The following is a 24531-nucleotide window of genomic DNA, read 5'->3' on the forward strand; positions in this document are numbered from 1 at the left end:
ACCGGCCTACGCCGGTTTTTTGTTATCTGTTTGCTGAAGGTGAGCGTGCTGGCAAGGCGAACCACAGCACCGCCAACATGATGATGGCGTACAAACTCTTCCAGCCGACCATGGCCAACAGCAGCAGGCATAGCACGCTTCCCACCGTGGCCAGCACACGGTATTTACCGTGCAGGAGTCGGCATCCCGCCAGCATGCACAGCAGATAAATCATGATGAAAATGCCGTTGGCATAGACGATAAGCGCATCGAGATTAATGTTCAGCCAGTAAATGCACAGCGTACTGAGTACGCAGCAGCCTAAGACCGCATTCAGCGCGTTGCGCGGTACCTGGCGCGGCGACAGGCGGGCCAGATAGCTCTCCGGTTTGAACTGCGCCTGCGACCAGACCAGGCGGGCAAAACTTTGGATATAGATATTAAGGCTGGCGAAGCAGGCGAGGTAGCCGATTACGCAGGCAACCCACAGCGCCTGCACGCCGAACAGTCGCACTACGATGTTTGGCAGCGAAGCCGCCGCCGCCATTTTCTCACCGAAGGCGCGAAAATGTAGAACGACCACCGTACAGCCCCAATAAACGGTGCCAGCCAGCACCAGGCCAATCATCAGCGCTCGGGGGAAGTCCCGCTCCGGACGTTTAAACTCTGATGCCAGATGAGCAAAGGCTTCCAGGCCGACGAAGCACCAGAACATCACCGATAGGGCCGCAAACAGCTGCGACGTGTCGACATCTTTAGGCTGCGGGAAAGGGATCTGCGCCGGGTTTATGCCGCCGCGCCACCAGATGGCGACGATCAGCGCGACAATCATTACCGCAACCAGCGTCTGTAGATTGGCGCTGGAACTGGCGCCGCGCGAACCCACCCACCAGACGATCGCCAGCGTGCCGAGCTCGGCAAGCAGCAGTTGAGTATCGTGCCAGCCGAACAGCGCCTGGCCAAAACCGGTGGCGATATGCAGGGCGGCGGGTAAGCCTACCGGGATCACCGATAAAAACAGCCAACCGGTTACCCGCGCCAGACGCGGGCCGAACGCCATATCCACAAAATGAGCCACGCCGCCAGCGCTGGGAAAGTGGCGCCCAAGCACGGCAAACACGATAGCGATGGGAAAGACCAGCAGAATCAGCGCCGGCCACGCCCACAGGCTATTATCGCCTGCGACCAGCGCCGCCAGCGCCGGTACGGCGAATACGCCGGTTCCCAGTAGTGATGTTGAAAGTAACCCGACTCCCTGACCTAACCCCAGCTCCTGTTTTAAACCACTCATGACTCAATCCTGCGCGCGGCAAAAAAACGATGTTATCACAACCCCTTGCGCCAGAAAGCGCGGCCGCCGCGGGAATATTTTTGCGCGTCAGCGCACAGGCGGAAATTTTTTTTTAATTTTCCCCTTGAAGCGGTAAATGGCCATCCCCATCTCTCTCTGCACTAGTCGGAAACCGTTTACGGCCCGGCGCCATCCATAACTGATAATGACTTTCTCGAAGGAGAGCTATCAATGAGTATTCGTCCGTTACATGATCGTGTGATCGTCAAACGTAAAGAAGTTGAAACCAAATCTGCAGGCGGCATCGTTCTGACCGGTTCTGCGGCAGCTAAATCAACTCGTGGCGAAATCATCGCTGTCGGTAAAGGCCGCATCCTGGAAAACGGAACTGTGCAGCCGCTGGACGTTAAAGTTGGTGACATCGTGATTTTCAACGATGGTTACGGCGTGAAGTCTGAGAAGATCGACAACGAAGAAGTGCTGATCATGTCTGAAAGCGACATTCTGGCAATTGTTGAAGCGTAATTCGCACGACCCTGAACGAATTTGAGGAATAAAAGAAATGGCAGCAAAAGACGTAAAATTCGGTAACGACGCTCGTGTAAAAATGCTGCGCGGCGTAAACGTACTGGCAGATGCAGTTAAAGTGACCCTGGGCCCGAAAGGCCGCAACGTTGTTCTGGACAAATCCTTCGGCGCGCCGACCATCACTAAAGATGGCGTATCCGTTGCTCGTGAAATCGAACTGGAAGACAAATTCGAAAACATGGGCGCGCAGATGGTGAAAGAAGTTGCCTCTAAAGCGAACGACGCTGCAGGCGACGGTACCACCACCGCAACCGTACTGGCTCAGGCTATCGTTAACGAAGGCCTGAAAGCCGTTGCCGCTGGCATGAACCCGATGGATCTGAAACGTGGTATCGACAAAGCTGTCGTTGCCGCCGTTGAAGAACTGAAAGCGCTGTCCGTACCGTGCTCCGACTCTAAAGCGATTGCTCAGGTTGGTACTATCTCCGCTAACTCCGACGAAACCGTAGGTAAACTGATCGCTGAAGCGATGGATAAAGTCGGTAAAGAAGGCGTTATCACCGTTGAAGACGGTACCGGTCTGGAAGACGAACTGGACGTGGTTGAAGGTATGCAGTTCGACCGCGGCTACCTGTCCCCATACTTCATCAACAAGCCGGACACCGGCGCCGTTGAACTGGAAAGCCCGTTCATCCTGCTGGCTGACAAAAAAATCTCCAACATCCGCGAAATGCTGCCGGTTCTGGAAGCCGTAGCGAAAGCTGGCAAACCGCTGGTTATCATCGCTGAAGACGTTGAAGGCGAAGCGCTGGCGACCCTGGTGGTTAACACCATGCGCGGCATCGTGAAAGTTGCTGCGGTTAAAGCGCCGGGCTTCGGTGACCGTCGTAAAGCTATGCTGCAGGACATCGCGACTCTGACTGGCGGTACCGTTATCTCTGAAGAGATCGGTATGGAGCTGGAAAAAGCGACTCTGGAAGACCTGGGTCAGGCGAAACGCGTTGTTATCAACAAAGACACCACCACCATCATCGATGGCGTTGGCGAAGAAGCGGCGATTCAGGGCCGCGTTGCTCAGATCCGTAAGCAGATCGAAGAAGCGACCTCTGATTACGACCGTGAAAAACTGCAGGAGCGCGTGGCTAAACTGGCCGGCGGCGTTGCGGTAATCAAAGTCGGTGCTGCTACCGAAGTTGAAATGAAAGAGAAAAAAGCGCGCGTTGACGATGCCCTGCACGCGACCCGTGCTGCGGTTGAAGAAGGCGTGGTAGCTGGCGGCGGCGTAGCGCTGGTTCGCGTTGCGGCGAAAATCGCTGGCCTGACCGGTCAGAACGAAGATCAGAACGTCGGTATCAAAGTTGCGCTGCGCGCAATGGAAGCGCCGCTGCGTCAGATCGTTTCCAACGCCGGCGAAGAGCCGTCTGTTGTTGCTAACAATGTGAAAGCTGGCGACGGTAACTACGGTTACAACGCGGCAACCGAAGAGTACGGCAACATGATCGACTTCGGTATCCTGGACCCAACTAAAGTCACCCGTTCTGCGCTGCAGTACGCGGCATCCGTTGCTGGTCTGATGATCACCACCGAGTGCATGGTGACCGACCTGCCGAAAGGCGATGCGCCTGACTTAGGTGCTGCTGGCGGCATGGGCGGCATGGGCGGTATGGGCGGCATGATGTAATCGTGCGCTATACGGCATAAAAACGCAGAAACCCCCGGTCAGAAATGGCTGGGGGTTTTTCTTTTTGCTGGCTTTTTAGTATAAGGTTTACATCCGGGCCAGTGCGTCCAGCTCATTGGGGAATAACATGCAGGTAAAATATTTAGCAGGGATTGTCGGCGCAGCATTATTGTTAGCGGGTTGCAGTTCCAGCAACGAATTAACCGCAGGCGGCCAGAGCGTGCGTTTTGTTGAAGATAAACCGGGAACGGAATGCCAGTTGTTAGGGACGGCTACCGGCACGCAAAGCAACTGGCTGTCAGGCCAGAATGGCGATGAAGGCGGCTCGATGCGCGGCGCGGCGAATGCTCTGCGTAACCAGGCGGCGGCCATGGGCGGTAACGTCATTTATGGCGTGAGCAGCCCGACGCAAAACCTGCTGTCGAGCTTTGTTCCGACCGATAGCCAGATGAACGGCCAGGTTTATAAGTGCCCGAACTGATGCGTTAAGCACTCTCTGCCTGTGCAGAGAGTGCTTAACAATTTATGCCTCTAGCGCTGCTCTGGTAGCCACGTAGAATTCACGCAGCGACAGCATACATTCATCTCTGGTCAGCATTTGTCCCGGGGCGGATGGAATTACCTTACTGAAGATTTGATACGGCGTATGCTGGCTGTGGACCTGTTTTAGCTTCTGACTCTTTTCAAGCAGACGCAGCACGATACTCTTTTCAACATCGGACTGATGCGCGGCGCTGGTTTTAATCACCGCACCGGAGAGTACTTTTTTACCCTCCTCCTGCTCGTAGCTGTATAACACGGCCAGATGGTGGCTAAACAAATTCAGCTTCCACTCTTCCTGAGCATATTGTTGGTACTCAATGTTAGGTTGGGTCGTTAAATCGACGGTATACAGCAGTACATAATCCAAAGCCAGCGCCAGGTACTCATTTAATTTCGTATCAGCAACCATTTTTAGAGATTGATTGATACCCAGAATCAATGCCTCTACCTGTCGGTCTTCAATGCGTAATGTCGCGATTTGCTCGTTCTGCAGCATCAGGATCAGCGTTGACTCATTTACCCCCGGTTTCAACGTGATCGACATGATCCGCAGCTCCGGATTCGGGTTTTGTACCTCTGCCATATCGACTGCTGGGGTATTGGCGATGAGCTCATTATTGTAGGCAATAAGTTCCTCTTTCAGCGTGTCGTCGCTTTGCTGCAAGCGCTGTAAGAAAACAGACATTCGAGTTGTCAGGACCATGAGCAGGTCAGCCAGCGCCGGCGCCTGTAAATAGAACGTCCGACACAGGCCATTCTGGTTTTGTACTTTCAGCAGCAGCGCCATGAAATGGTCTTCATAGGTAATTCCGGCGGTGTTAAAACCAATAAACGTTCCTTGCATATTCTTCTCCTTACGCTGGCATTGGTATTTTGGACTGCGACAAATCAATAACCCGATCGGCAGAGGCGATAGTTGACGGGCGGTGGGCAACGATGACGCGGGTAATACTGAGCCCTGAAATCGATTGGTTAATGACCGACTCATTTCTTAAATCGAGATGGCTGGTGGCCTCATCCATAAACAGAATGCTCGGCTTACGGTAAAGCGCGCGAGCAATCAAAATACGTTGTTTCTGGCCCCCGGAAATCCCTAAGCCTAACTCACCGATGATGGTTTCATAGCCCATCGGCATTTTCATGATTTCGTCATGGATGTTGCAGCGTTTGGCGCATTCTACGACAAAACCCAGATCGGCGTTGTCTTCAAAGCCGCTGATATTATCAATAAGCGAACCGGAAAAGAGCCTATCCTCCTGCAATACGCAGGCGGTTCCTTGCCGATAGTTATTTAAACCTATTTTCTGGATATCGAGATTATCGGCAAACACATCTCCGCTGGTGGGGGAGAGCAGCCCGCACATCACTTTCAATAGCGTGGTCTTACCGACGCCGGACGGGCCGACCAGCGCGACGGATTCACCGGGCTCAACGGTGATGTTCAGGTTCGAGAAAATTGGCTGTGAAAATGGATCGTACTGATAGCTAAGATTTTTGACTTCAAGCCTGGCGCCGGCATCTTTCGAAAAGACGTCCCGTGATGGCAACTCTTGCTCGGGTTCGCTGAAGACGATTTCAGAAAGACGTTCGTTATGCAGCGAGAGCATGCGCAGCTGCATGGTCAGGTCAACCAGGCTGGATGCTCGCTGGGAGAACTGGCCTCGGTAGGCGTTAAAGGCCATAAACATACCGAGGGTCATTTCATTATCAATGACCATAATGGCGCCCAGCCACAGTACCGCTACCTGATCGATAGCGGTAATGAAGGTATTGATACCGCTAAACATCATGTCGAAACGGGTTTGTTTGATCCCCGCATTACAGGCGTCGATATTGATGTTTAGCCAGTGCTGAGAGCGACGCTCTTTCAGATTCAGCGCTTTGATGGTCGAAATACCATACAGCGACTCCATAAAATGCGAACTGGAGCGCGCGCCTTTGATTACCTGCTCTTCCGCAACGCGGCGATAGAAGCGGTAGGTTCCCAAACGCATGAGCGCGTAGCACAAGGTAAAGCCAACGACGACCCATGTCAGCCAGCCGCCATAAAGTGTAAGCATAATCAGCAGGCCGATCGTCATGATGGAGTCAATAATGCCGCTGACGATGCTGTTAGTGAACGTGGAGCGAATCGTGTCCAGCGATGAAAAACGTGACTGAATATCCCCCAGATGGCGCTTTTCAAAAAAAGACAGCGGTAGGCTGGCCAAATGATCGAAAAGAGTGGTTTTCCACTGAATATTGGTCAGCGTGTTCAGCGTTAGCGAGGTCCATGCGCGTAGCATGCTGATAAAGGTGCGGAAGAGGGTAAAGAAAACCAGGCCAATACAGATAACCGAGAGTAGGCTTTGATCGTGGGCCATGATCACGTGGTCAGTGACTAACTGCGTGCCTATCGGCAGCAGCAATCCAATGGCTTCAACGACGACGGAAAAAGCGAAAATCTTCAGCAGCGCAGATTTTAAGCCAACGATATTGCGCATCAGGTCTAACAAACGCAGGCGAGATTTGGCTTTTTCCTGCTGGAAGTTCTGATCGGGCCATAGCTCTAACGCGATGCCGGTAAAATTATTCGACATTTCCTGGATGCCGATAATGCGTTTACCCAGTGCCGGATCGTGGACGATAAAGCTGGATTTACGCACTTTGGTCAAAACGACATAGTGGTTCATTCCCCAGTGGATAACACAGGGCAGCTTTAATTGTTTGATCTCATCCAGATCGAGCGATAGCGCCCGGCTCTTTAAACCTGCATGCTCTGCCGTTTTGCTTAATGACATCAGCGTGACCCCCTGAGAGGGGCTGCCAAAGCGCTGGCGGAAATTGAAGAGATCGATATCGAGACCATAATGGCCGCAAATCATCGCCAGGCAGGCAATGCCGCATTCGGCGGCTTCAGATTGCAATATTACTGGCGTCTTTTTCAAGATTGAAAAATTAACTTTCGCCGTAATTTTTTCAAACAGTTCATTAGTCATGAATCGGGCCGCTCACGCTTTGAGTAATCTTATAAACCGGAGTAAACATCCACATGTAGAGAGGGCGTTCTTCAAGGAAGACAACGGCCTGCGCTTTAAGCCCATTGGACAGACTTAGCTTTTTCCCGTCATATTCGAACTGCTTATCTTTAATTTTGACAATTGCTTTATACAGCGCCAGTTCTTGCTGCTGATTGGAACCGTTACTGACGTTGGTGTATTCAGACATTTCTTGCCGTGATGCTGGCATGGAAGAAATGGATATGAGCTTTCCTGGGAATTGACCAAATTTATCCGATGGGAAAGCATCGTAGCGAATATTGATAGTATCCCCTACTTTTAAATATGGAATCGTATTGTTGGGTAGCCATAGAATGAGATAATACTCAACGTTTCCGGTCGGTTTTATCTGTGCCAGACTGCTGCCATTATCAACGGTTTGCCCTTGTGTGGCAGAGAGTGACTCAATTCTGCCATCGCTGGTTGATTTAATAATTATATTGCCGTTAGCATTGGATTCGACTAGCTGATTTTTAAAATCGTTGGACTGGTTGTATTGGCTGGATATTTGATTGTCAAAATCAGCGGCTTTAGTAATTTTGTCGCTATTAAGCTGGGTAATTTGCGATTCCAGTTGCATCTTCTGGCTAACTAAAGACTGATAGGCGCTCTGTTGCTGAAAATACAGAGAGTGCTGATAATTATATTGGTCTTTGGTTATCAGCCCATTGCTAAGATACTTATCATAGCTGGAAAGATTGTCGTGCATTTTTTTCAGACCTACCTGAGTGTTGACCAGCATACGGTTGGTCTCCTTCAGGGAGTCTGTGGTGGTTTTTAATTGCTCGTTCAGCGCATTTAATGTTTGGCTTTTATTGTCTTCCAGTTTTTTTATAATATCTTCTGAGTTGGCGATTTTTTCATTGATGACTTCTATCTGTGCCGCGCTGACATTACCGCTGGTAGTGCTGCGCGAAACATCAATTTCGTAGAGCGGTTGGTTTTTTTTAACCATGTCGCCTATCTTAACATGCTGCTTAACGATAAATCCCTGCTGGGGCGCAAATACGTTAATGGAGTGTGGGAGAGTAATTACCTCGCCCCGCACATCGACACGCTGGGTAAATTTACAAAAAATCAATGCGCAAATAAGCGCAATGAGAAATAGTGCCGATAACAATGCAATCAACCATGCAGGTAAGCCAGCGAGCAATAAGGCTTTACCCTTCCAGTGATTTCTTTTGTATTCGATCGCTTCCTTGCGATAAAGCTTATTATTCATGAATGATGATTCTGATTATAGTAGTCGGGGAAACAAAGGCCAATATGGCCTTTGTTTATGTAAAAAAATATTTACGATGATGGCCAAGGTACAAAGGTACCATCAAGCCCGGCGTCGATAAGTTGACCTAAATAATCAATGCACTTATCCCAGCCTACTGCCACGGCGCCGACAGCACCTGCAATTGCACCGACGGCTGCACCAGCAAATAATCCAACCAAGTTACCCAACAGGCCGAAACCTAAAAGCCCACCATTTGTCCCACCTAATGTTCCTCCAACAGAGGCACCAATTGCACCGACAATAACGGAACCGAGGATTGCGGAGCCTGCGGCTTCAGCCGCATTACCAAGTAAAGATGTCACGGTAGAAGAAATAGAAGAGAAATCCCATGAATAGCCTCCGGAGATCTCTTCCATCTCAAATACTGTTAATTGCTTCATATTTATTCCTTTAAATTAATATTATTACGGATTGATCTAATTACAGATCGGACAGAAATGTAAGCGACGATTGCTTTTTAAGCAATGTAATAGACATGAATTGTTTGTGAATTCATGTCTATTTTCTTAATGTTATTGTTCCTGTATTACCACCTCTAACATTGCCTTAACTTTACCGTTAGTAATATCGTCAACACTATTGCTTTGGCGATAGTAGTCAGCGGTAAGATTGATGACCTGCGAAGTTGCTGCACTGTTGAAGCTATAGCTATCCATATCATAGAAAACTAAAGGCGTCCCAGTTTGTTTGAAAATAATGCCGACATTTTTGGCGCCGCTATTATCGGTTATCATATTATTAATGATGCCATCGCCAGATGTGCTGGAGGTACCTATTGGATTAAACCAGTACATTAACGTATTCCCGATAGAACCGGCTGGACAGTTAATAGTTAATAAAATATTTTTTTGCTCTGGTGTCACACCGCCGCGGGAGACTGACATTAGCGTGCTTTTTTTAATCCGACCGAGTGTTATCTGTGAACTGGAGGGCGATATATCACAGGATGTTGCCTGATAGGTAGTATTTTTCAGTTTGATGGTCGTAGTGTATAAAAGTCTATCACTGGCGCTTGGGTTGGTTGTAGGGTTGCCGACAGAGAAACTTATTGACGGGTTTGAATCCGATCCTGAAGTATCAATGACCTGTTTTGTTTTGATAAACCACACGGTAACAAACTTATAGTAGTTATCTGAGGTTTTCTCAAACGGTACCAGTACCGAACCCGCAACGGCAGGAACCAGTGCGCCATTTTTACTTTCCAGCAGATCGGATACCTGGAATCCTATACCGTCAATTCCGGTTTCATACACCGGCATTCCATGTATTCCTGTAACGCCAGCGACCTCCGCAGTACTGATAGTCGTAATATACTGATCGTTATCTTTCTGGCTGCATGTGAAGTTTTTATAGTTACCAGTGCCGTATTTAGTCGAATATAATATGCTGCCCACTGGAATTGAGTCGTCTGTCGGTATTTTTGCTCTAATAGTAAATGCTTGCCGCTGGATGCTACCTGAGTAACTACATTTTGCAGCCGCCTCACCACAGGTAACTAAAAGCATTAATAGAATAAACATTCTCTTCATCAATATTCGTCCTTAAATAATTGCTAGCGACACACCGCTTCGACCTGGTTTAAGCCAGCGGTTTTGCCTTCCCGCGGTGGCAGCGTGAATGGAGCGTTACATTGTTGGTTAGAACTTTTTCCCCACTGCACGTTGAGCGTTCCGGTTGGCTGCAGCCCGGACATATAGACCATCCCGGCATCGCTGACGATACTGGCCTGGCTTTTCGTATCACCAGCCAGTAAGACCATAGCGCCATAAGGAACATCATTGCCGCTGACAGTTTTCAGGTGAATAAAGGCGCGCTGCCCAATCTTGCCGTCGTAGTTGGCCCGCACGATAGCGCCGCGAGTCGGCACCACGGTTTGCGTTGTTTCCGGTAGTTCCATATCATCGCCAAGCGTGGCGGTGTCGAGTGTGATATCGGTGCGACGATAAGGGGTAACATAAGGCACAATGGCATAGCCGCGATAGTCGGTTGAAATGGTGTTATCGGTGCTCAGTTTGACGTCATCCAGCCCTGGAGCCTTAACCAGTACGGCTGCATCGGTAATGTCCTGACCTAAAGTGATGCCGTCGGCGTGCGCGACAATACTGCCGTTGGCACCATAATCAATACGTTGGCTATCGCGATCGTAGCTATAACCGGCGTTAACACTTCCTTGAGAACTGTTATAAGTGGCGCGCATGTCGCCGCTGTAATATTCGCGGTTGCTGTATCCTTGCTGAATACTCCAGTCCAGACTATCGTTTTCCAGCCCGACGCCGCCGATTGCAACCGATTGATCCGTTGAGCCTGGATTGCTATTTGTGAGCTGGTAGCTGGTATAGGTGCCAGGAAGCCAGTTGCTGATCGGTAGGGTAACGGTCAGGGTTATACGCTGATCGTCCTGGGCATCTTTATTAGAGCTATTGCCGCCCCAGGTGTAGCGGCTATAGCTATAACCCAGGTAGAAGTTCACGTTTTTAAACCCACCGTTATAGCCAACGCTGATAGATTTATTGGTGCGTTTATCATCCCAATAATCCTCTACCAGACCACTAATAGAGAGGCTTCCGAGCCCTTTACCCAGGCTTTGGTTGAGTGTCAGGTTGGTTCGATTGCGTAATGAACGGGTGGTATAGCTACCGTCATTAGCATAGCTATCCAGCACCTCGGATAAAGTGTTAAATCCCTCAGTAGAGTACCGGTAGCCAGCGATGGTAATGTTGGTTCCAGTATCAAGGATGTTTTTACCGTAGCGGATTCGCCAGGACTGTCCCGAAGTCTTTTCCCGATCCTGCATTTTTGACCAGGCCTGGGTGACATCCGCTGACGCGGCGCCGAAATCGCCGAGGTTATAGCCGAGACCGGATGACAATGCCTGATAATGTGAGGCCATTTGCATCCCGCCGTAGGCCGTCAGGCTACTGGATACACCGTAGCTTATCGTTGCTTGGGTGAATGGCGTTTCATGGACACCGTCATCATATGGACGATATTTACCTGAAGTGATTTCATATTGCAGCTGGCCTTCGCGTACCATCACCGGCAGCGTGGCGAACGGCACGATGAATTCTTGCTTTGAGCCATCCGATTCTTCTACCGTAACGTACAGATCGCCGCTACCGCCGCTTGGGTACATATCGGTGATTTCAAAGGCGCCGGGCGCGACGTAGGTCTGATATACCTGGTAGCCATTCTGCTTAACGATCACCCTGGCGTTGGTTTTTGCAATCCCACGGATAATTGGCGCATAGCCGCGAAGGCTCTCCGGCAGCATGGAAGTATCCGTTGCCATTTGAATCCCGGTAAACGGCACGCTATCAAAGATACTGGAAAGCGAGGAGCTTTCACCCATTACCAGATTACTATTAAGAGGGCGAATGCTGCGCTGCATGTACAGGTAAGCTGATTCCCAGTTGCTGGATTCACCTTTCGTTTTATTCCAGGTGCTCAAATTTCGGATACGCCATGGACCAAGATTTAAACCGGACTGGAGGTTAAGGCTATAGTATTCATCTTCTGATTCGAAATCATTCGAGCCGCTGAACTGGTAATTCATTAACAGCGCGTTAATACCTTCATCAAATTGATCTTCCGGAATAAAGCCTTGCACGACGGTGGATAATGCTGCCTGTGGTATAGAGATATTTAACCGTTGTGCAGTAAAATCGAAATCCGCTTTTGTATCCGGTATTGCTGTTAGGTTAACGCAGTTATTGGCATCTTCTTTCAGCGCTGGGAAGGATTTCACTCTGACACCATATTCCGAAAGGTCTTTAAGAGTGAAACAGGGGGCTAATTTGATATCATCACTCTTGTCGGCAGTATGACTATCAATAACAAACTTGATGGTACGGGTATCCAGATATTGGCCATTGAAGACAATATCCACCCGATAATCCCCGGGCGCCTGAGCGTTCCTGGCTTCAAAAATAGATAAATCTGGGGCGTTTGAAGGATCGCTACCATTCAATGAATTGATGAATGAGGGATCGAAGAAATCACGTGCTTGCGCTTTGTTATCCAAACCACAAAAAAACGCTGGCAACAAAGTGATGCAGAGCGTTGATAGTTTGAATAGCTCTTTATTTTTATTTTGCATAAACACATCCCTATAACGTTAATAAAAGTTCCCAATTACAACGGTGATGAATAGAGCGATCCAGCCCCACCATAATCATTAACTATTTTCCATGTCACGCTTGATGCGTTTATATTTCCCTTTAACGTTACTTCTTTTGTTTCCATCGGTGGGACCGTGTTTACTTCATTTTTTATTTCGGCACTGCCAATTTTTATTGTGTTGAAGTAATAGAAGAAAGGTGTCGGGTTTTTAATGAACAATTTATTGCCTGATTTACTCCATTGGAGTTTTGCCGCTTCCTCATTCGGTTTCATATCAAACAGCGATTTTGGCCGATACACCAGACGCATACGGTGGCGAACAGCTAGCTGAATCGTATTGTTTTTGGCGTTGGTCTCATCCGCTGGCGGGATAGCCATAACGTTGAAATAAAATACAGATTCACGATCGGTTGGCGCTGTGACATTATTGGTTGAAAACAAACGCACGGTATTTTGCTGTTTTGCTTCAAGTCGGAATAGCGGCGGAGTAGCCGTGAAAGATGGTGTTTGCCCTTTTTGTGTCTCAATCCAGGACTTAATTAAGTAAGGAATACCGTCTTTGTTCTCTATCTGGGCGGTGATTTCGCGGGCACCCTCTTTGTAGAGATAGCGAGTTGACTCAATAACGATACCGGCATGTGCAAAACCGCTAATCAATAAAAAAAAGGGAATGAGAAGTTTAAATAAGGTGCTTAACATAGCATTTCTCTAAACGGAAAAAAGGGCTCGCCAGACGGCGAGCCCTTTAAAATAGAATTAGATGGTGTAATCGATAGTAAAGGTTGCAACGCCTTTAACTGGACCTTCGGTTACAGCAGTTGTGGCATTTACTTTCACATAACCAGCATAGTAGTTCAGGGAAGTGACGGAACCGTCAGTGTAGGTTTCAGACATGGTGCTGGAACCATCGAACTTAACACGAGAACCGTCGCTTACTTTCGCGATACCGATACCGATACCAGCTGCGCCGTCGTCAGCGGTGTTGTCCAGAATGGCCGCATCGCTGCTGGTTGTACCAGTAACAGCAACAGTCAGGCCAGTTGCCGGATCGCTGCTGCCTTTGGCGCAATCAGAAACATCAAAACCAAACTTCTGGCTTTTGAAAAGGGTGTTTGCAGCCTGCGCGTTCGCTTCGCTGGTGGTAACAGAAGTCAGACGAACGATGCCGTTGTTCAGAGTACCTGTCGGGGTGACTACGCAAGAAGAGGAGGAGTCATTGACTTCACCCAGAACGGTCACTTCAGCAGTGTTAGCTGCCATTGCCTGAGCGCTCAGAACTGCAGATGCAGCAACCATAACAGCTACGATTGTTTTTTTCATTTATTTGTCCATGTATAAATACGTAATCCTTGAAATAGATATCGCTCTAATTGCTAATTATTGGTTTGTCTAATTATCCGATAATTGCCCAAGAACTACACTATCCCATCTCTGTACTCCTTGTTGTCCCTTAGGCTAATAAGCAGATGGTGGCCTGCATTTAGCTTAAGACGGGAGCACTGAGGAATCTAATTCGCCGTTAGGGAAAATGCATGTGAATTTTAATTGAATAAATTTTTTAATGTTCAAAGGAACGATTCACATTTTTATTTGAACTATAAGTGATAGCGTTGATTCGATGAATGTTGTGCGGTGTCTCTGGCTTCCATTCAGTTTAAATATCATGTTAGTCTTATCCTGGATGCAAAATCGAGACTCAATGATTGATATGTGAAGCCATCTAATAGCAGGCCTGTTCAAGGCTATTCGCTCAACATTAAAGATGGAATTTCATTAATTTCATGTTTATTTCACATAGCTAATGAAAAAGGGAAGACATTATGGCATTTAGTGAATTCATCATTAACGATGAAGTTATTTTTGATGTGAATATGAGTGAGTTGCGAACTGTTAATGAAAATGGCACTACCGTTAACTTAAATGGGCCGACCGCTCGTTGTTTATTGTTGCTAATAGAAAGTAATGGAAGGATCATTTCACGTGAGGAATTTCTGGAAACAGTCTGGAAAACAAGGGGTGTAATAGTTGCGCAAAACACCTTTTACCAAAATATATCATTGCTCAGAAAATCACTGGTAAAGGCTGGATTATCTCAGGATATCATTATTACCGTCAGACAACGCGGATTTATCCTTGCTACGGATGCAGTGATCACACCAGTGACCAAAGCGGAAGAGGTGAAAGCGAGTCCATCGGCGAATGTAGAGGATCCTGTAAGTGATAGAGAGTGCGAGGAGAGTGAAAGGTACGAAGTTATAGATACTGTAAGTGATAATCGAATCGAAAGTCGCAGAGGGACAGCATTTAAATTACCCAGATGGATTGTGGTGATGTTTATTGTTATGGTTGCAACCAATATACTTTCACTGCTTTTTTAGATGTCTTATTAGCGCATCATTTAATAGATACGCGTATATATAATTATAAATGTTAAGCAAACACTGCCTTCTGGATAACGCTGGTGAAAAATTTTATATCTATTATTTGCCAGGAAAACGCATTTGTCATTTAGGTATCTGCCGGACAGGGCCGGCAGAAAAACTTAGTTTTGTTGCTTTAAACCTAAATCCAGCGGCGTTTTACTCGGTTCGCCGCCTATTTCACGTGCCAATCTTGGCACCATATATCCGGATACCAGCGTTAATAGCTCACGCATGATGGCACGAGCTTCCTCGTCTTCTACCATGAAATGAGCCGCGCCCTGGACTTTATCGAGCACGTGCAGGTAGTAGGGCATTACCCCGGCATCGAACAGCGCATTACTGAGATTCGCCAGGGTTTGTGCATTGTCGTTAACACCGCGCAGCAGGACGCTTTGGTTGAGCAGCGTCACGCGCGCTTGCCGTAGCAGCGCCATTGCCGCCCGGAATTCCGGGCCGATCTCGTTGGCATGATTGATATGGTTAACTAACAATATCTGCAGCGAGGAGGCGCTAAAGCGAGCCGTCAGCCCTTCGGTGATCCGCGCCGGAATGACAATCGGCAAGCGGCTATGGATGCGTAACCGTTTAATATGCGGGATAGCTTCCAGTTGCGTCAGCAGCCACTCCAGTTCGTGGTCTTTCGCCATCAACGGATCGCCGCCGGAGAAAATAATCTCATCTAATTGCGAATTGGCGGCAATGTACTCCAGCGCCGCCTGCCAGTTGCGTTTATTACCCTGGTTCTCGGCATAGGGGAAGTGACGGCGGAAGCAGTAGCGGCAGTTGACCGCGCAGCCGCCTTTCACCAGCAATAGCGCCCGGTTGCTATATTTATGCAGTAGGCCGGGCACCACGCTGTGTTGCTCTTCCAGCGGATCGGTGGAAAAACCAGGAGCGGCAATAAACTCTTCTTGCGCGGTAAGTACCTGAAGAAGAAGAGGATCGTGGGGATTTCCTTTCTCCATTCGTGCAATAAACGCGCGCGGCACGCGCAGCGCGAAGAGACGCTTCGCATCACGTCCCGCCAATAGGTTTGCATCTGTTTCCAGATCTAAAAGATGCAATAGTTCATCGGGACTGGTCACAACATCGGCAAGTTGCGTGATCCAATCTTCTCTGGATGGGGTATTTAGGGTTACAATATGCGCCATTTTGTGGCTTAGCTACCAAGTTAAACAATTTCAGAGGGCCTTATGGCGACTTACTATAGCAACGATTTTCGTGCTGGTCTTAAAATCATGATGGATGGCGAACCGTATGCGGTTGAAGCCAGCGAATTCGTTAAACCAGGTAAAGGTCAGGCATTCGCACGCGTTAAGCTGCGTCGCCTGCTGACCGGCACCCGTGTAGAAAAAACTTTCAAGTCCACCGACTCTGCAGAAGGCGCGGACGTTGTCGATATGAACCTGACTTACCTGTACAACGACGGTGAGTTCTGGCACTTCATGAACAACGAAACCTTCGAACAGCTGTCTGCTGATGCTAAAGCTATCGGCGACAATGCTAAATGGCTGCTGGATCAGGCTGAGTGCATCGTAACCCTGTGGAACGGTCAGCCTATCGCTGTGACCCCGCCTAACTTCGTTGAACTGGAAATCGTTGAAACCGATCCGGGTCTGAAAGGCGACACCGCAGGTACTGGCGGCAAGCCGGCGACTCTGTCCACTGGCGCTGTGGTTAAAGTTCCGCTGTTCGTTCAGATTGGCGAAGTCATCAAAGTAGATACCCGCTCCGGCGAATACGTATCTCGCGTGAAGTAATTCATGCTTTGAGACGGTGGGCGCAGCCTTGCTGCTGCGCCTTCAGTTTCGCGCCAGAACTAACATGAACCAGATGCTCAAACTTCTTGCCTTGCTGCTGCTCAGCGGCGCGCTGCTTACTGGATGCAATACCGCCCGCGGTATTGGCGAGGATATCCAGGGGCTGGGGCACGCGATTTCTCACGCCGTTAGCTAGTCTCATTTCATCTGCCTTCCCTGCAATTCATTTTGCTCAGTTCACCCTGAACCTCTTTTTCTCTTAAAAAACGCGACTATCCCTTCATTCTGAATCAGTTTGGCTATGCTTATAGGGCAAGAAAACAAAAACTGTTTATAAGGATGATATTATGGTGAAAAAAACGATTGCGGCGTTCTTTACTGTTTTGGTCCTTTCCTCTGTGCTCACCGCATGTAACACCACGCGTGGTATCGGTGAAGACATCTCTGACGGCGGCAGCGCTATCTCTGGCGCGGCGACCAAAGCTCAGAATTAAACATTACCGGTACGGCCTTGCGCCGTACCGGTCTTCACATTCACGGCGCCGTTGTTTATAATCCCGGCGTTTTCAACCACCTTGCGGGACGACCCGTGAGCGTATCTCATTCGGGGACGGCCCCATTACTGGAGCCTTATGTCCTGGATCATTCTCTTTATCGCCGGTTTGCTGGAAGTCGTGTGGGCCGTCGGCCTCAAATATACCCATGGATTTAGCCGTCTGCTGCCAAGCGTGATTACTATTGCTGCTATGGTCGTCAGTATGGCGCTGCTATCGTGGGCGATGAAATCACTGCCGGTGGGTACCGCTTATGCGGTGTGGACCGGGATCGGCGCCGTTGGCGCAGCGATAACCGGCATTGTGCTGCTGGGCGAATCCGCAAGCCCGATGCGTATCGCGAGCCTGGCCTGTATTGTGATCGGCATTATCGGGCTGAAAATGAGCGCGCATTAATAGCGCTGATTAACCCAAATCAGTTTGCTTACGTCGAAGCCCTGTCGGGTGGCGATATCCAGCATCTGCTGTTTCACCTGCGGCGAAATCTTCGGCGTGCGCGCCAGTAGCCACAGGTAATCGCGATCCGGCCCGCAAACCAGCGCATGGCGGTACTCTTTATCCAGCGCAATGACGTTGTAGCCGCCATAGAAGGGGCCGAAGAAAGAGACCTTCAGCGCCGCGCGGTTGGGATCGCCGGTGAACCAGGCAACGCCGTCTGTTTTCTGCCAGATGCCGCGGTCAGGGTTATAACCTTTATTGACCACATCAATGCCGCCATCGCCGCGCAGGCTGTAAGTCGCCGTAACCTTTTCCAGCCCGCTTTCGAAATGATGATCGAAGCGGGCGATTTCATACCAGGTGCCGAGGAAGCGTTGGCTTTCAAATGGGCTGACGACGGTCACGCCAGCGGGAGGAACGGGATTGCTGCACGCAACGCTCAGCAATGACGCGATAACCACGGTTAACACTGGCAGCAGACGCATAGGTATTTTCCTTACCGCTTTTTCTCTAAGTGTAGATAGCGGCAGGAAAAAAGTAGGGTGATTTTGTCGATAAGCGAGCCCGGTAACAGATTGCTACCGGGCGAGATGTTGCATCAGATAAATAACACGCCGACCAGGGTGACGACGGTTAAAATCGCCGCCAGGCCATAGAAGACCCATTTGCCGTTCGGCACGTGGATTTTCAGGTCATGCATCGCATGGTGGATACGGTGCAGGCCGCACCACAGCGGCAGAACAATCATCAGGAAGATAAAGAGGCGACCGATGAAGCTATGGGCGAAGGCGTAAACGCGTTCGTAGCTGAAAGCATCGCCAGGCGCGAGCCCCAGCGGCAGTAGAATGCCGACCAGCAGCACCATCACCGGCGCGATAATCGCCCCCCACATACCGCCCGCGCCAAATAGCCCCCAGAACACCGGTTCATCAGAACGTTTTGGATTGGGATTAATCATATCAGCCTCCTTACCAGAACAACGCGACAAACAGGATCACGATGCTAACCAGCGCCGTAACCGCCCACAGCCCTTTAATCAGCGGCTCAGGCACCATTTTCTCGCCTTTAACAATGATGTTGGCGGCTTTCGGCGCCAGCTCAAACCAGGTTTTGGTGTGCAGCAGCGCGGCTGCGAGGGTGATCAGGTTGAGGATCACCACAATCGGGTTTTGCAGGAAGGCCACATAGCCATCCCAGCTTTCGGCGCCGTGCTTGAGGGCGAACAAGCCGTAAATTAGCACGATGCTGAACCAGACCGTCGGCACCGCCGTCCCTTCACGCAGCATATAGAAGCGATAAAACGGCAGCTTCTTCCACCAGGTGGAGGTCATGGGCCGCACGTAGGGTTTGCGTTTAGTCGTCATAGTGCACTCCTTAGCGTGGTTTCAGGGTGGCGATCAGGAAGTCTTTCGAACTTTCTACCTTACCCTGCTGAATGGCGGCCGCCGGGTCGACATGCTTCGGACAAACTTCGGAGCAGAAGCCAACGAAAGTACAGCTCCACACGCCGTTCTGGCCGTTGAGCTGCGCCATACGTTCCTTTTTGCCGTGGTCGCGGCTGTCTTCGTTGTAACGATGGGCGAGGGTGATCGCCGCCGGGCCAATGAACTCCGGGTTCAGACCAAACTGCGGACAGGCGGCATAGCACAGACCGCAGTTGATGCAGCCGGAGAACTGATGGTATTTCGCCATCTGCGCCGGAGTTTGTTTATTTGGCCCCTGATCCGGCGTGCGGTTATTTCCGATGATATACGGCTTAATCGCTTCCAGGCTTTCGATAAAGTGGGTCATATCGACCACCAGATCGCGCTCAATCGGGAAGTTGGCCAGCGCTTCGACCTTCAACCCTTTGGTATAATCGCGCAGGAAGGTTTTACAGGCCAGTTTGGGCACCTTGTTGACCATCATGCCGCAGGAGCCGCAGATCGCCATGCGGCATGACCAACGGTAGCTTAAATCCGGCGCGAGGTTATCTTTGATATAGCCCAGCGCGTCGAGCAGCGAGGTTTGTTCGTCGTAGGGGACTTCATAGAAAGCGCTGTGCGGCGCGGTGTCGACTTCCGGGTTGTAGCGCACCACTTCAACTTTCAGTTTGTTCATCTCAGCCATGGGTCGTCTCCTTCTTCTCAGCGGCTTCCGCTTCGGCGCCATAGACGCGTTTAGCAGGCGGCAGAGTGGTAATCTTCACATCGCCATACTCCAGGCGCGTGCTGCCGTCGGCCTCACGGAAGGCGAGCGTATGCTTGAGGAAATTGACGTCGTCGCGTTCAGTACAGCCTTCATCGAGACGCTGGTGGGCGCCGCGTGACTCTTTACGCGCGATAGCGGAGTGCGCCATACATTCGGCGACGTTGAGACCATGGCCCAGCTCAATGGTGTAGAGCAGGTCGGTATTAAACACGCTGGAGGTGTCGGTGATACGCACGCGCTTAAAGCGCTCCTGCAGCTCGGCCAGCTTATCGATGGTTTTCTGCATCAGCTCCGGCGTGCGATAGATACCGCAGCCTTCTTCCATCGACATACCCATTTCATCGCGGATTTTGGCCCAGTTTTCATTGCCCTGCTGGTTAACGAGATCTTTAAGACGGTTTTCAACGTCGTTGACCTGCGCATCCAGCGCCGCGTTGTTGGCTTCGCCCGCGGCCATTGCGCGCTGCATGGCTTGCTCACCGGCAAGGCGGCCAAAGACCACCAACTCGGCGAGCGAGTTGGATCCCAGACGGTTGGCGCCATGGAGACCGACGGAGGAACATTCTCCGACGGCGAACAGGCCCTTGATGCGGGTTTCGCACTGTTGGTCAGTTTCGATGCCGCCCATCGTGTAGTGGGCGGTCGGGCGCACCGGAATGGGCTCTTTCACCGGATCGACGCCAACATAGGCTTTCGCCAGTTCGCAGATGAACGGTAGGCGTTCAAGCAGTTTCTTCTCGCCGAGATGACGCAGGTCGAGATAAACCACGTCGCCGCGCGGCGTCGGAATGGTGTTGCCTTTGCGCCACTCGTGCCAGAAGGCTTGAGAAACTTTATCGCGCGGGCCGAGTTCCATGTATTTGTTTTTCGGCTCGCCGAGCGGCGTTTCCGGCCCCATGCCGTAATCCTGCAGGTAGCGATAGCCGTTCTTATTCACCAGAATACCGCCTTCGCCGCGGCAGCCTTCGGTCATCAGGATCCCCGAGCCCGGCAGGCCGGTTGGGTGATACTGGACGAACTCCATGTCGCGCAGCGGGACGCCGTGGCCCAGCGCCATGCCCATGCCATCGCCGGTGACGATGCCGCCGTTGGTGTTATAGCGATAGACGCGGCCAGCGCCGCCGGTAGCCATGACGACCGCATTGGCGCGAATTTGCACCAGCGTGCCTTCCATCATATTCATTGCCACCAGGCCGCGGGCCTGGCCGTCATCGACCAGAATATCCAGCACGAAGTGCTCGTCGAAACGTTGAATTTGCGGGAACTGGAGGGAGGTCTGGAAGAGGGTATGCAGCATATGGAAGCCGGTTTTATCGGCGGCGAACCATGTACGTTCGATTTTCATCCCGCCGAAGCGGCGAACGTTGACGCTGCCGTCCGGGCGGCGGCTCCACGGGCAGCCCCACAGCTCAAGCTGGGTCATTTCCGTGGGGCAGTGGTGTACGAAATAGTCTACGACATCCTGTTCACAGAGCCAGTCGCCGCCGGCGACGGTGTCGTGAAAATGGTATTCAAAGCTATCGTGATCCTGCGCGACCGCCGCAGAACCGCCTTCGGCGGCGACGGTATGGCTACGCATTGGATAGACTTTTGAAATCAGTGCGATTTTGGCTTTTGGATTAGCCTGCGCAGCGGCGATGGCTGCGCGAAGACCTGCTCCGCCTGCGCCAATGACGACAAGATCGGCTTGAAAAGTTTGCACGACATTCCTCCAGTTTTTGTGTATTTCGCCGCCGGGCTGGCGAAAAAGTATCACTGCTCCTTTATAGGTAAATGAGTATAGCCATAGGGATGTTGGGGAAAATTGACGCGTTCGATTTTTTTATCAATCCGTGCGCTGATTTATCAATTTTATTTATGCAATTAAGTTAGCAATAAATTATCAGGATGTAATATCGCCGCCGGATTGCACAAAATTTGTTTCACTCGACGGTTGCGAGTAGACTTCGTGCCCTTGTATGAAATCGGAGAAAAGTACCATGAGCGAGACGGCAACCTGGCAGCCGAGCGCATCCATTCCAAATCTGTTAAAACGTGCGGCTGTAATGGCGGAAATTCGCCGTTTCTTTACCGACCGCGGCGTGCTGGAGGTGGAAACGCCTTGTATGAGTCAGGCAACGGTGACCGATATCCACATGTTCCCGTTTGAAACCCGTTTCGTCGGTCCCGGCCACTCTCAGGGTCTGAATCTGTATCTGATGACCAGCCCGGAATACCACATGAAGCGGCTGCTGGCCGCCGGGTGCGGGCCGGTATTTCAGCTGTGCCGTAGCTTTCGCAATGAAGAGATGGGCCGTCACCACAATCCAGAGTTCACCATGCTGGAGTGGTACCGTCCGTGCTACGACATGTATCGTCTGATTAACGAAGTTGACGATTTACTGCAGCAGGTGCTCGAGTGCCAACCCGCGGAAAGCCTCTCTTATCAACAGGCCTTCCAGCGCTATCTGGAGATCGATCCGCTGTCGGCGGACAAAACCCAACTGCGTGAAGTGGCGGCAAAACTCGATCTCAGTAATATCGCTGATACGGAAGAAGATCGCGATACGCTGCTGCAGCTGCTGTTCACCATGGGCGTAGAGCCGCACATCGGTAAAGAACGTCCGACTTTCGTCTATCACTTCCCGGCAAGCCAGGCTTCGTTGGCGCAGATTAGCACCGAAGATCACCGCGTCGCCGAGCGCTTTGAGGTCTACTACAAGGGGATGGAGCTGGCGAACGGTTTCCATGAACTAACCGACGCGCGCGAACAACAGCAGCGTTTTGAGCAGGACAACCGCAAACGTGCGGCCCGCGGCCTGCCGGAGCAGCCCATCGACTATAACCTGTTGGCCGCGCTGGAAGCCGGCCTGCCGGATTGTTCCGGCGTCGCGCTGGGCGTAGACCGCCTGGTGATGCTGGCACTGGGGGTAGAGACCATCGGCGAAGTGATCTCGTTCACCGTCGATCGCGCCTGATTAACTGCGCTTCCCTTTCATGAGGAGAGGGAAGCCGTTTCCCGCCGTTAGCGTTATCCCCTTCATTCAAAGATTTTTACAGTTCTCCCGACTGCATTAGCCCTAATAACCACAATTTCAAACTGGAATATTGCTAGGATCCGCGTTCTATTTCTGCTTACCTGGCGACGTCGTTCGGCGACGCTCACGTTTGGATCGGTTTATGCCTCAACAAATCAAGAAGATGAGCCTGATTGGGCTGATATTAATGATCTTCACTTCGGTGTTTGGCTTTGCCAATAGCCCTTCGGCGTTTTATCTGATGGGTTATAGCGCGATGCCGTTTTATCTTTTCTCGGCGCTGTTTTTCTTTATTCCTTTCGCCTTAATGATGGCGGAGATGGGCTCGGCCTATCGTAAGGAAGAGGGCGGGATCTATTCGTGGATGAACCGTAGCGTCGGGCCGCGCTTTGCATTTATTGGCACCTTTATGTGGTTTTCATCCTATGTGGTGTGGATGGTCAGCACCGCGGCGAAAATTTGGGTCCCGTTTTCGACCTTTCTGTTCGGCGCGGATAAAACTCAGAGCTGGGCTTTTGCCGGCTTAACCTCGACGCAAACCGTCGGCGTACTGGCCGCCTGTTGGATGGTGCTGGTGACGCTGGTGGCGGCGAAAGGGATAAATAAGATTGCCAAAATTACCGCCGTCGGCGGTATCGCGGTGATGTGCCTGAATCTGGTACTGCTGCTGGTGAGCGGGGCGATTCTGCTACTGAACGGCGGCCATTTCGCCCAGCCGCTGGATTTCACCGCGTCGCCGAATCCAGGATATCAATCGGGTCTGGCGATGCTGTCTTTCGTGGTGTTCGCCATTTTCGCCTATGGCGGGATTGAAGCGGTCGGTGGGCTGGTGGATAAAACCGAGAAGCCGGAAAAGAACTTTGCCAAAGGCATTATTATCGCCGCGCTGGTGATTTCGATCGGCTACTCGCTGGCCATCGTGCTGTGGGGCGTCAGCGCCAACTGGCAGCAGGTATTGAGCAACCACAGTACCAACCTCGGCAATATCACCTACGTGTTGATGACCAGCCTTGGCGCAACGCTTGGACAAGCGCTGCATCTGTCGCCGCAGGCGGCGGCGCTGACCGGCGTATGGTTTGCGCGCATTACCGGGTTGTCGATGTTCCTCGCCTATACCGGCGCATTCTTCACCCTGAGCTATTCACCGCTGAAGGCGATCATTCAGGGGACGCCGAAAGCGCTGTGGCCGACGATGATGACCAAAGTCAACGCTAACGGTATGCCGGCTAACGCCATGTGGCTGCAATGCCTGCTGGTGAGTCTGTTTATTCTGCTGGTCTCTTTCGGTGGCGATACCGCCTCGGCGTTTTATAACAAGCTAACGCTGATGGCTAACGTCTCGATGACCTTGCCGTATCTGTTCCTGGCGATCGCGTTCCCGTTCTTTAAGGCCAAAGCCGAGCTCGATCGTCCATTTGTGATGTTCAAAAGCCGCATAAGTACGCTGCTGGCAACGACGATAGTGGTACTGGTGGTAGCGTTCGCCAATATCTTCACCGTTATTCAGCCGGTGATGGATTCCGGTGACTGGAACAGTACGCTATGGATGGTCGGCGGGCCGATTTTCTTCTCGCTGTTGGCATTAGGGATCTACGAGAACTATCGTCAGAGAACGGCGGTACAGGTAGCCCTGGCGGAGGGTTAAGAAAGAGAATGCCCGGTGAATCGCTCACCGGGCTAGTTAG

Annotated in this window: 25 protein-coding genes; 10 read left to right on the top strand and 15 right to left on the bottom strand. The window is 50.9% G+C overall.

The window, feature by feature from the left end:
* Nucleotides 1-22: 22 nt before the first annotated feature.
* A complete protein-coding gene (gene yjeH / locus AC22LX_RS19420) occupies nt 23-1270 on the bottom strand; it encodes an L-methionine/branched-chain amino acid transporter (protein WP_487334151.1) in 1248 nt (415 codons plus the stop codon).
* A 231-nt stretch (nt 1271-1501) separates the two neighbouring features.
* Here yjeH and AC22LX_RS19425 point away from each other — a divergent pair, with 231 nt between their 5' ends.
* From AC22LX_RS19425 to AC22LX_RS19435, 3 genes are all read left to right on the top strand, one after another.
* Nucleotides 1502-1795, top strand: a complete 294-nt coding sequence (locus tag AC22LX_RS19425) for a co-chaperone GroES (RefSeq protein WP_003855929.1) — start codon at nt 1502-1504, stop codon at nt 1793-1795.
* A 37-nt stretch (nt 1796-1832) separates the two neighbouring features.
* The gene (groL, locus tag AC22LX_RS19430) at nt 1833-3479 is read left to right on the top strand and encodes a chaperonin GroEL (protein ID WP_015368665.1); all 1647 of its coding nucleotides are present in this window, start codon (nt 1833-1835) and stop codon (nt 3477-3479) included.
* Between the two features lie 127 nt (nt 3480-3606).
* Nucleotides 3607-3960 (top strand): DUF4156 domain-containing protein, encoded by a 354-nt coding sequence (locus tag AC22LX_RS19435; protein WP_015368664.1) that lies wholly within the window; start codon nt 3607-3609, stop codon nt 3958-3960.
* Between the two features lie 42 nt (nt 3961-4002).
* Here AC22LX_RS19435 and yjeJ read toward each other — a convergent pair whose 3' ends face one another.
* The 8 genes from yjeJ to AC22LX_RS19475 all read right to left on the bottom strand — a co-directional run bounded on the left by yjeJ (nt 4003) and on the right by AC22LX_RS19475 (nt 13784).
* Complete coding sequence (yjeJ, locus tag AC22LX_RS19440; RefSeq protein ID WP_045396441.1) at nt 4003-4866, bottom strand: YjeJ family protein; 864 nt, start codon at nt 4864-4866, stop codon at nt 4003-4005.
* A 10-nt stretch (nt 4867-4876) separates the two neighbouring features.
* Nucleotides 4877-7000 carry a peptidase domain-containing ABC transporter gene (locus AC22LX_RS19445; protein WP_487334152.1) on the bottom strand — a complete coding sequence of 708 codons (2124 nt, stop codon included), beginning with the start codon at nt 6998-7000 and terminating at the stop codon, nt 4877-4879.
* Nucleotides 6993-8282, bottom strand: coding sequence for an HlyD family secretion protein (locus AC22LX_RS19450; protein ID WP_487334153.1), 1290 nt, complete (start codon nt 8280-8282; stop codon nt 6993-6995). Before AC22LX_RS19450 ends, AC22LX_RS19445 begins: the two co-directional genes overlap by 8 nt.
* Nucleotides 8283-8353: 71 nt before the next feature.
* Complete coding sequence (locus tag AC22LX_RS19455) at nt 8354-8725, bottom strand: hypothetical protein (protein ID WP_045396432.1); 372 nt, start codon at nt 8723-8725, stop codon at nt 8354-8356.
* Nucleotides 8726-8857: 132 nt separating this feature from the next.
* Entirely contained in the window at nt 8858-9874 is a 1017-nt protein-coding gene (locus AC22LX_RS19460; protein ID WP_049061538.1) for a fimbrial protein, read from the bottom strand.
* 23 nt (nt 9875-9897) lie between these two features.
* Complete coding sequence (locus tag AC22LX_RS19465; protein WP_487334154.1) at nt 9898-12441, bottom strand: fimbria/pilus outer membrane usher protein; 2544 nt, start codon at nt 12439-12441, stop codon at nt 9898-9900.
* A 35-nt stretch (nt 12442-12476) separates the two neighbouring features.
* Nucleotides 12477-13163 (bottom strand): fimbrial biogenesis chaperone, encoded by a 687-nt coding sequence (locus AC22LX_RS19470; protein ID WP_213292857.1) that lies wholly within the window; start codon nt 13161-13163, stop codon nt 12477-12479.
* 57 nt (nt 13164-13220) lie between these two features.
* Nucleotides 13221-13784, bottom strand: a complete 564-nt coding sequence (locus AC22LX_RS19475; protein ID WP_045396419.1) for a fimbrial protein — start codon at nt 13782-13784, stop codon at nt 13221-13223.
* Between the two features lie 500 nt (nt 13785-14284).
* On the opposite strand from AC22LX_RS19475, the gene AC22LX_RS19480 reads away from it, so the two are divergent.
* Nucleotides 14285-14842: a winged helix-turn-helix domain-containing protein gene (locus AC22LX_RS19480; protein WP_045396416.1), complete on the top strand. Its 558-nt coding sequence runs from the start codon at nt 14285-14287 to the stop codon at nt 14840-14842.
* A 164-nt stretch (nt 14843-15006) separates the two neighbouring features.
* Here AC22LX_RS19480 and epmB read toward each other — a convergent pair whose 3' ends face one another.
* A complete protein-coding gene (gene epmB, locus AC22LX_RS19485; protein ID WP_487334155.1) occupies nt 15007-16038 on the bottom strand; it encodes an EF-P beta-lysylation protein EpmB in 1032 nt (343 codons plus the stop codon).
* A 42-nt stretch (nt 16039-16080) separates the two neighbouring features.
* On the opposite strand from epmB, the gene efp reads away from it, so the two are divergent.
* The 4 genes from efp to sugE all read left to right on the top strand — a co-directional run bounded on the left by efp (nt 16081) and on the right by sugE (nt 17597).
* Nucleotides 16081-16647 (top strand): elongation factor P, encoded by a 567-nt coding sequence (gene efp / locus AC22LX_RS19490; RefSeq protein WP_003855940.1) that lies wholly within the window; start codon nt 16081-16083, stop codon nt 16645-16647.
* 64 nt (nt 16648-16711) lie between these two features.
* Nucleotides 16712-16843, top strand: a complete 132-nt coding sequence (locus tag AC22LX_RS19495) for an entericidin A/B family lipoprotein (RefSeq protein ID WP_047066041.1) — start codon at nt 16712-16714, stop codon at nt 16841-16843.
* A gap of 151 nt (nt 16844-16994) precedes the next feature.
* Complete coding sequence (ecnB, locus tag AC22LX_RS19500; protein ID WP_015368653.1) at nt 16995-17141, top strand: lipoprotein toxin entericidin B; 147 nt, start codon at nt 16995-16997, stop codon at nt 17139-17141.
* A 138-nt stretch (nt 17142-17279) separates the two neighbouring features.
* On the top strand, nt 17280-17597 hold the full coding sequence (gene sugE / locus AC22LX_RS19505; RefSeq protein WP_045380130.1) for a quaternary ammonium compound efflux SMR transporter SugE: 318 nt from the start codon (nt 17280-17282) through the stop codon (nt 17595-17597).
* Here the strand turns inward: sugE and AC22LX_RS19510 are convergent.
* The 5 genes from AC22LX_RS19510 to frdA all read right to left on the bottom strand — a co-directional run bounded on the left by AC22LX_RS19510 (nt 17594) and on the right by frdA (nt 21531).
* Nucleotides 17594-18124 (bottom strand): lipocalin family protein, encoded by a 531-nt coding sequence (locus AC22LX_RS19510; RefSeq protein ID WP_047046300.1) that lies wholly within the window; start codon nt 18122-18124, stop codon nt 17594-17596. The genes sugE and AC22LX_RS19510 overlap by 4 nt on opposite strands.
* 113 nt (nt 18125-18237) lie before the next feature.
* A complete protein-coding gene (gene frdD, locus AC22LX_RS19515) occupies nt 18238-18597 on the bottom strand; it encodes a fumarate reductase subunit FrdD (protein ID WP_015368650.1) in 360 nt (119 codons plus the stop codon).
* 10 nt (nt 18598-18607) lie between these two features.
* The gene (gene frdC, locus AC22LX_RS19520; protein ID WP_487334156.1) at nt 18608-19003 is read right to left on the bottom strand and encodes a fumarate reductase subunit FrdC; all 396 of its coding nucleotides are present in this window, start codon (nt 19001-19003) and stop codon (nt 18608-18610) included.
* A 10-nt stretch (nt 19004-19013) separates the two neighbouring features.
* Nucleotides 19014-19748 carry a fumarate reductase iron-sulfur protein gene (gene frdB / locus AC22LX_RS19525; protein WP_045362546.1) on the bottom strand — a complete coding sequence of 245 codons (735 nt, stop codon included), beginning with the start codon at nt 19746-19748 and terminating at the stop codon, nt 19014-19016.
* On the bottom strand, nt 19741-21531 hold the full coding sequence (frdA, locus tag AC22LX_RS19530) for a fumarate reductase (quinol) flavoprotein subunit (RefSeq protein WP_032713498.1): 1791 nt from the start codon (nt 21529-21531) through the stop codon (nt 19741-19743). The genes frdB and frdA overlap by 8 nt, the downstream gene beginning before the upstream one ends.
* A gap of 277 nt (nt 21532-21808) precedes the next feature.
* Here frdA and epmA point away from each other — a divergent pair, with 277 nt between their 5' ends.
* Together epmA and yjeM are read left to right on the top strand one after the other, a co-directional pair.
* The gene (epmA, locus tag AC22LX_RS19535) at nt 21809-22786 is read left to right on the top strand and encodes an elongation factor P--(R)-beta-lysine ligase (RefSeq protein ID WP_045380118.1); all 978 of its coding nucleotides are present in this window, start codon (nt 21809-21811) and stop codon (nt 22784-22786) included.
* 202 nt (nt 22787-22988) lie between these two features.
* Complete coding sequence (gene yjeM, locus AC22LX_RS19540; RefSeq protein ID WP_045396398.1) at nt 22989-24491, top strand: glutamate/gamma-aminobutyrate family transporter YjeM; 1503 nt, start codon at nt 22989-22991, stop codon at nt 24489-24491.
* The last annotated feature ends 40 nt before the right edge of the window (nt 24492-24531 follow it).

The organism is Klebsiella sp. PK01 (genome assembly GCF_057624675.1).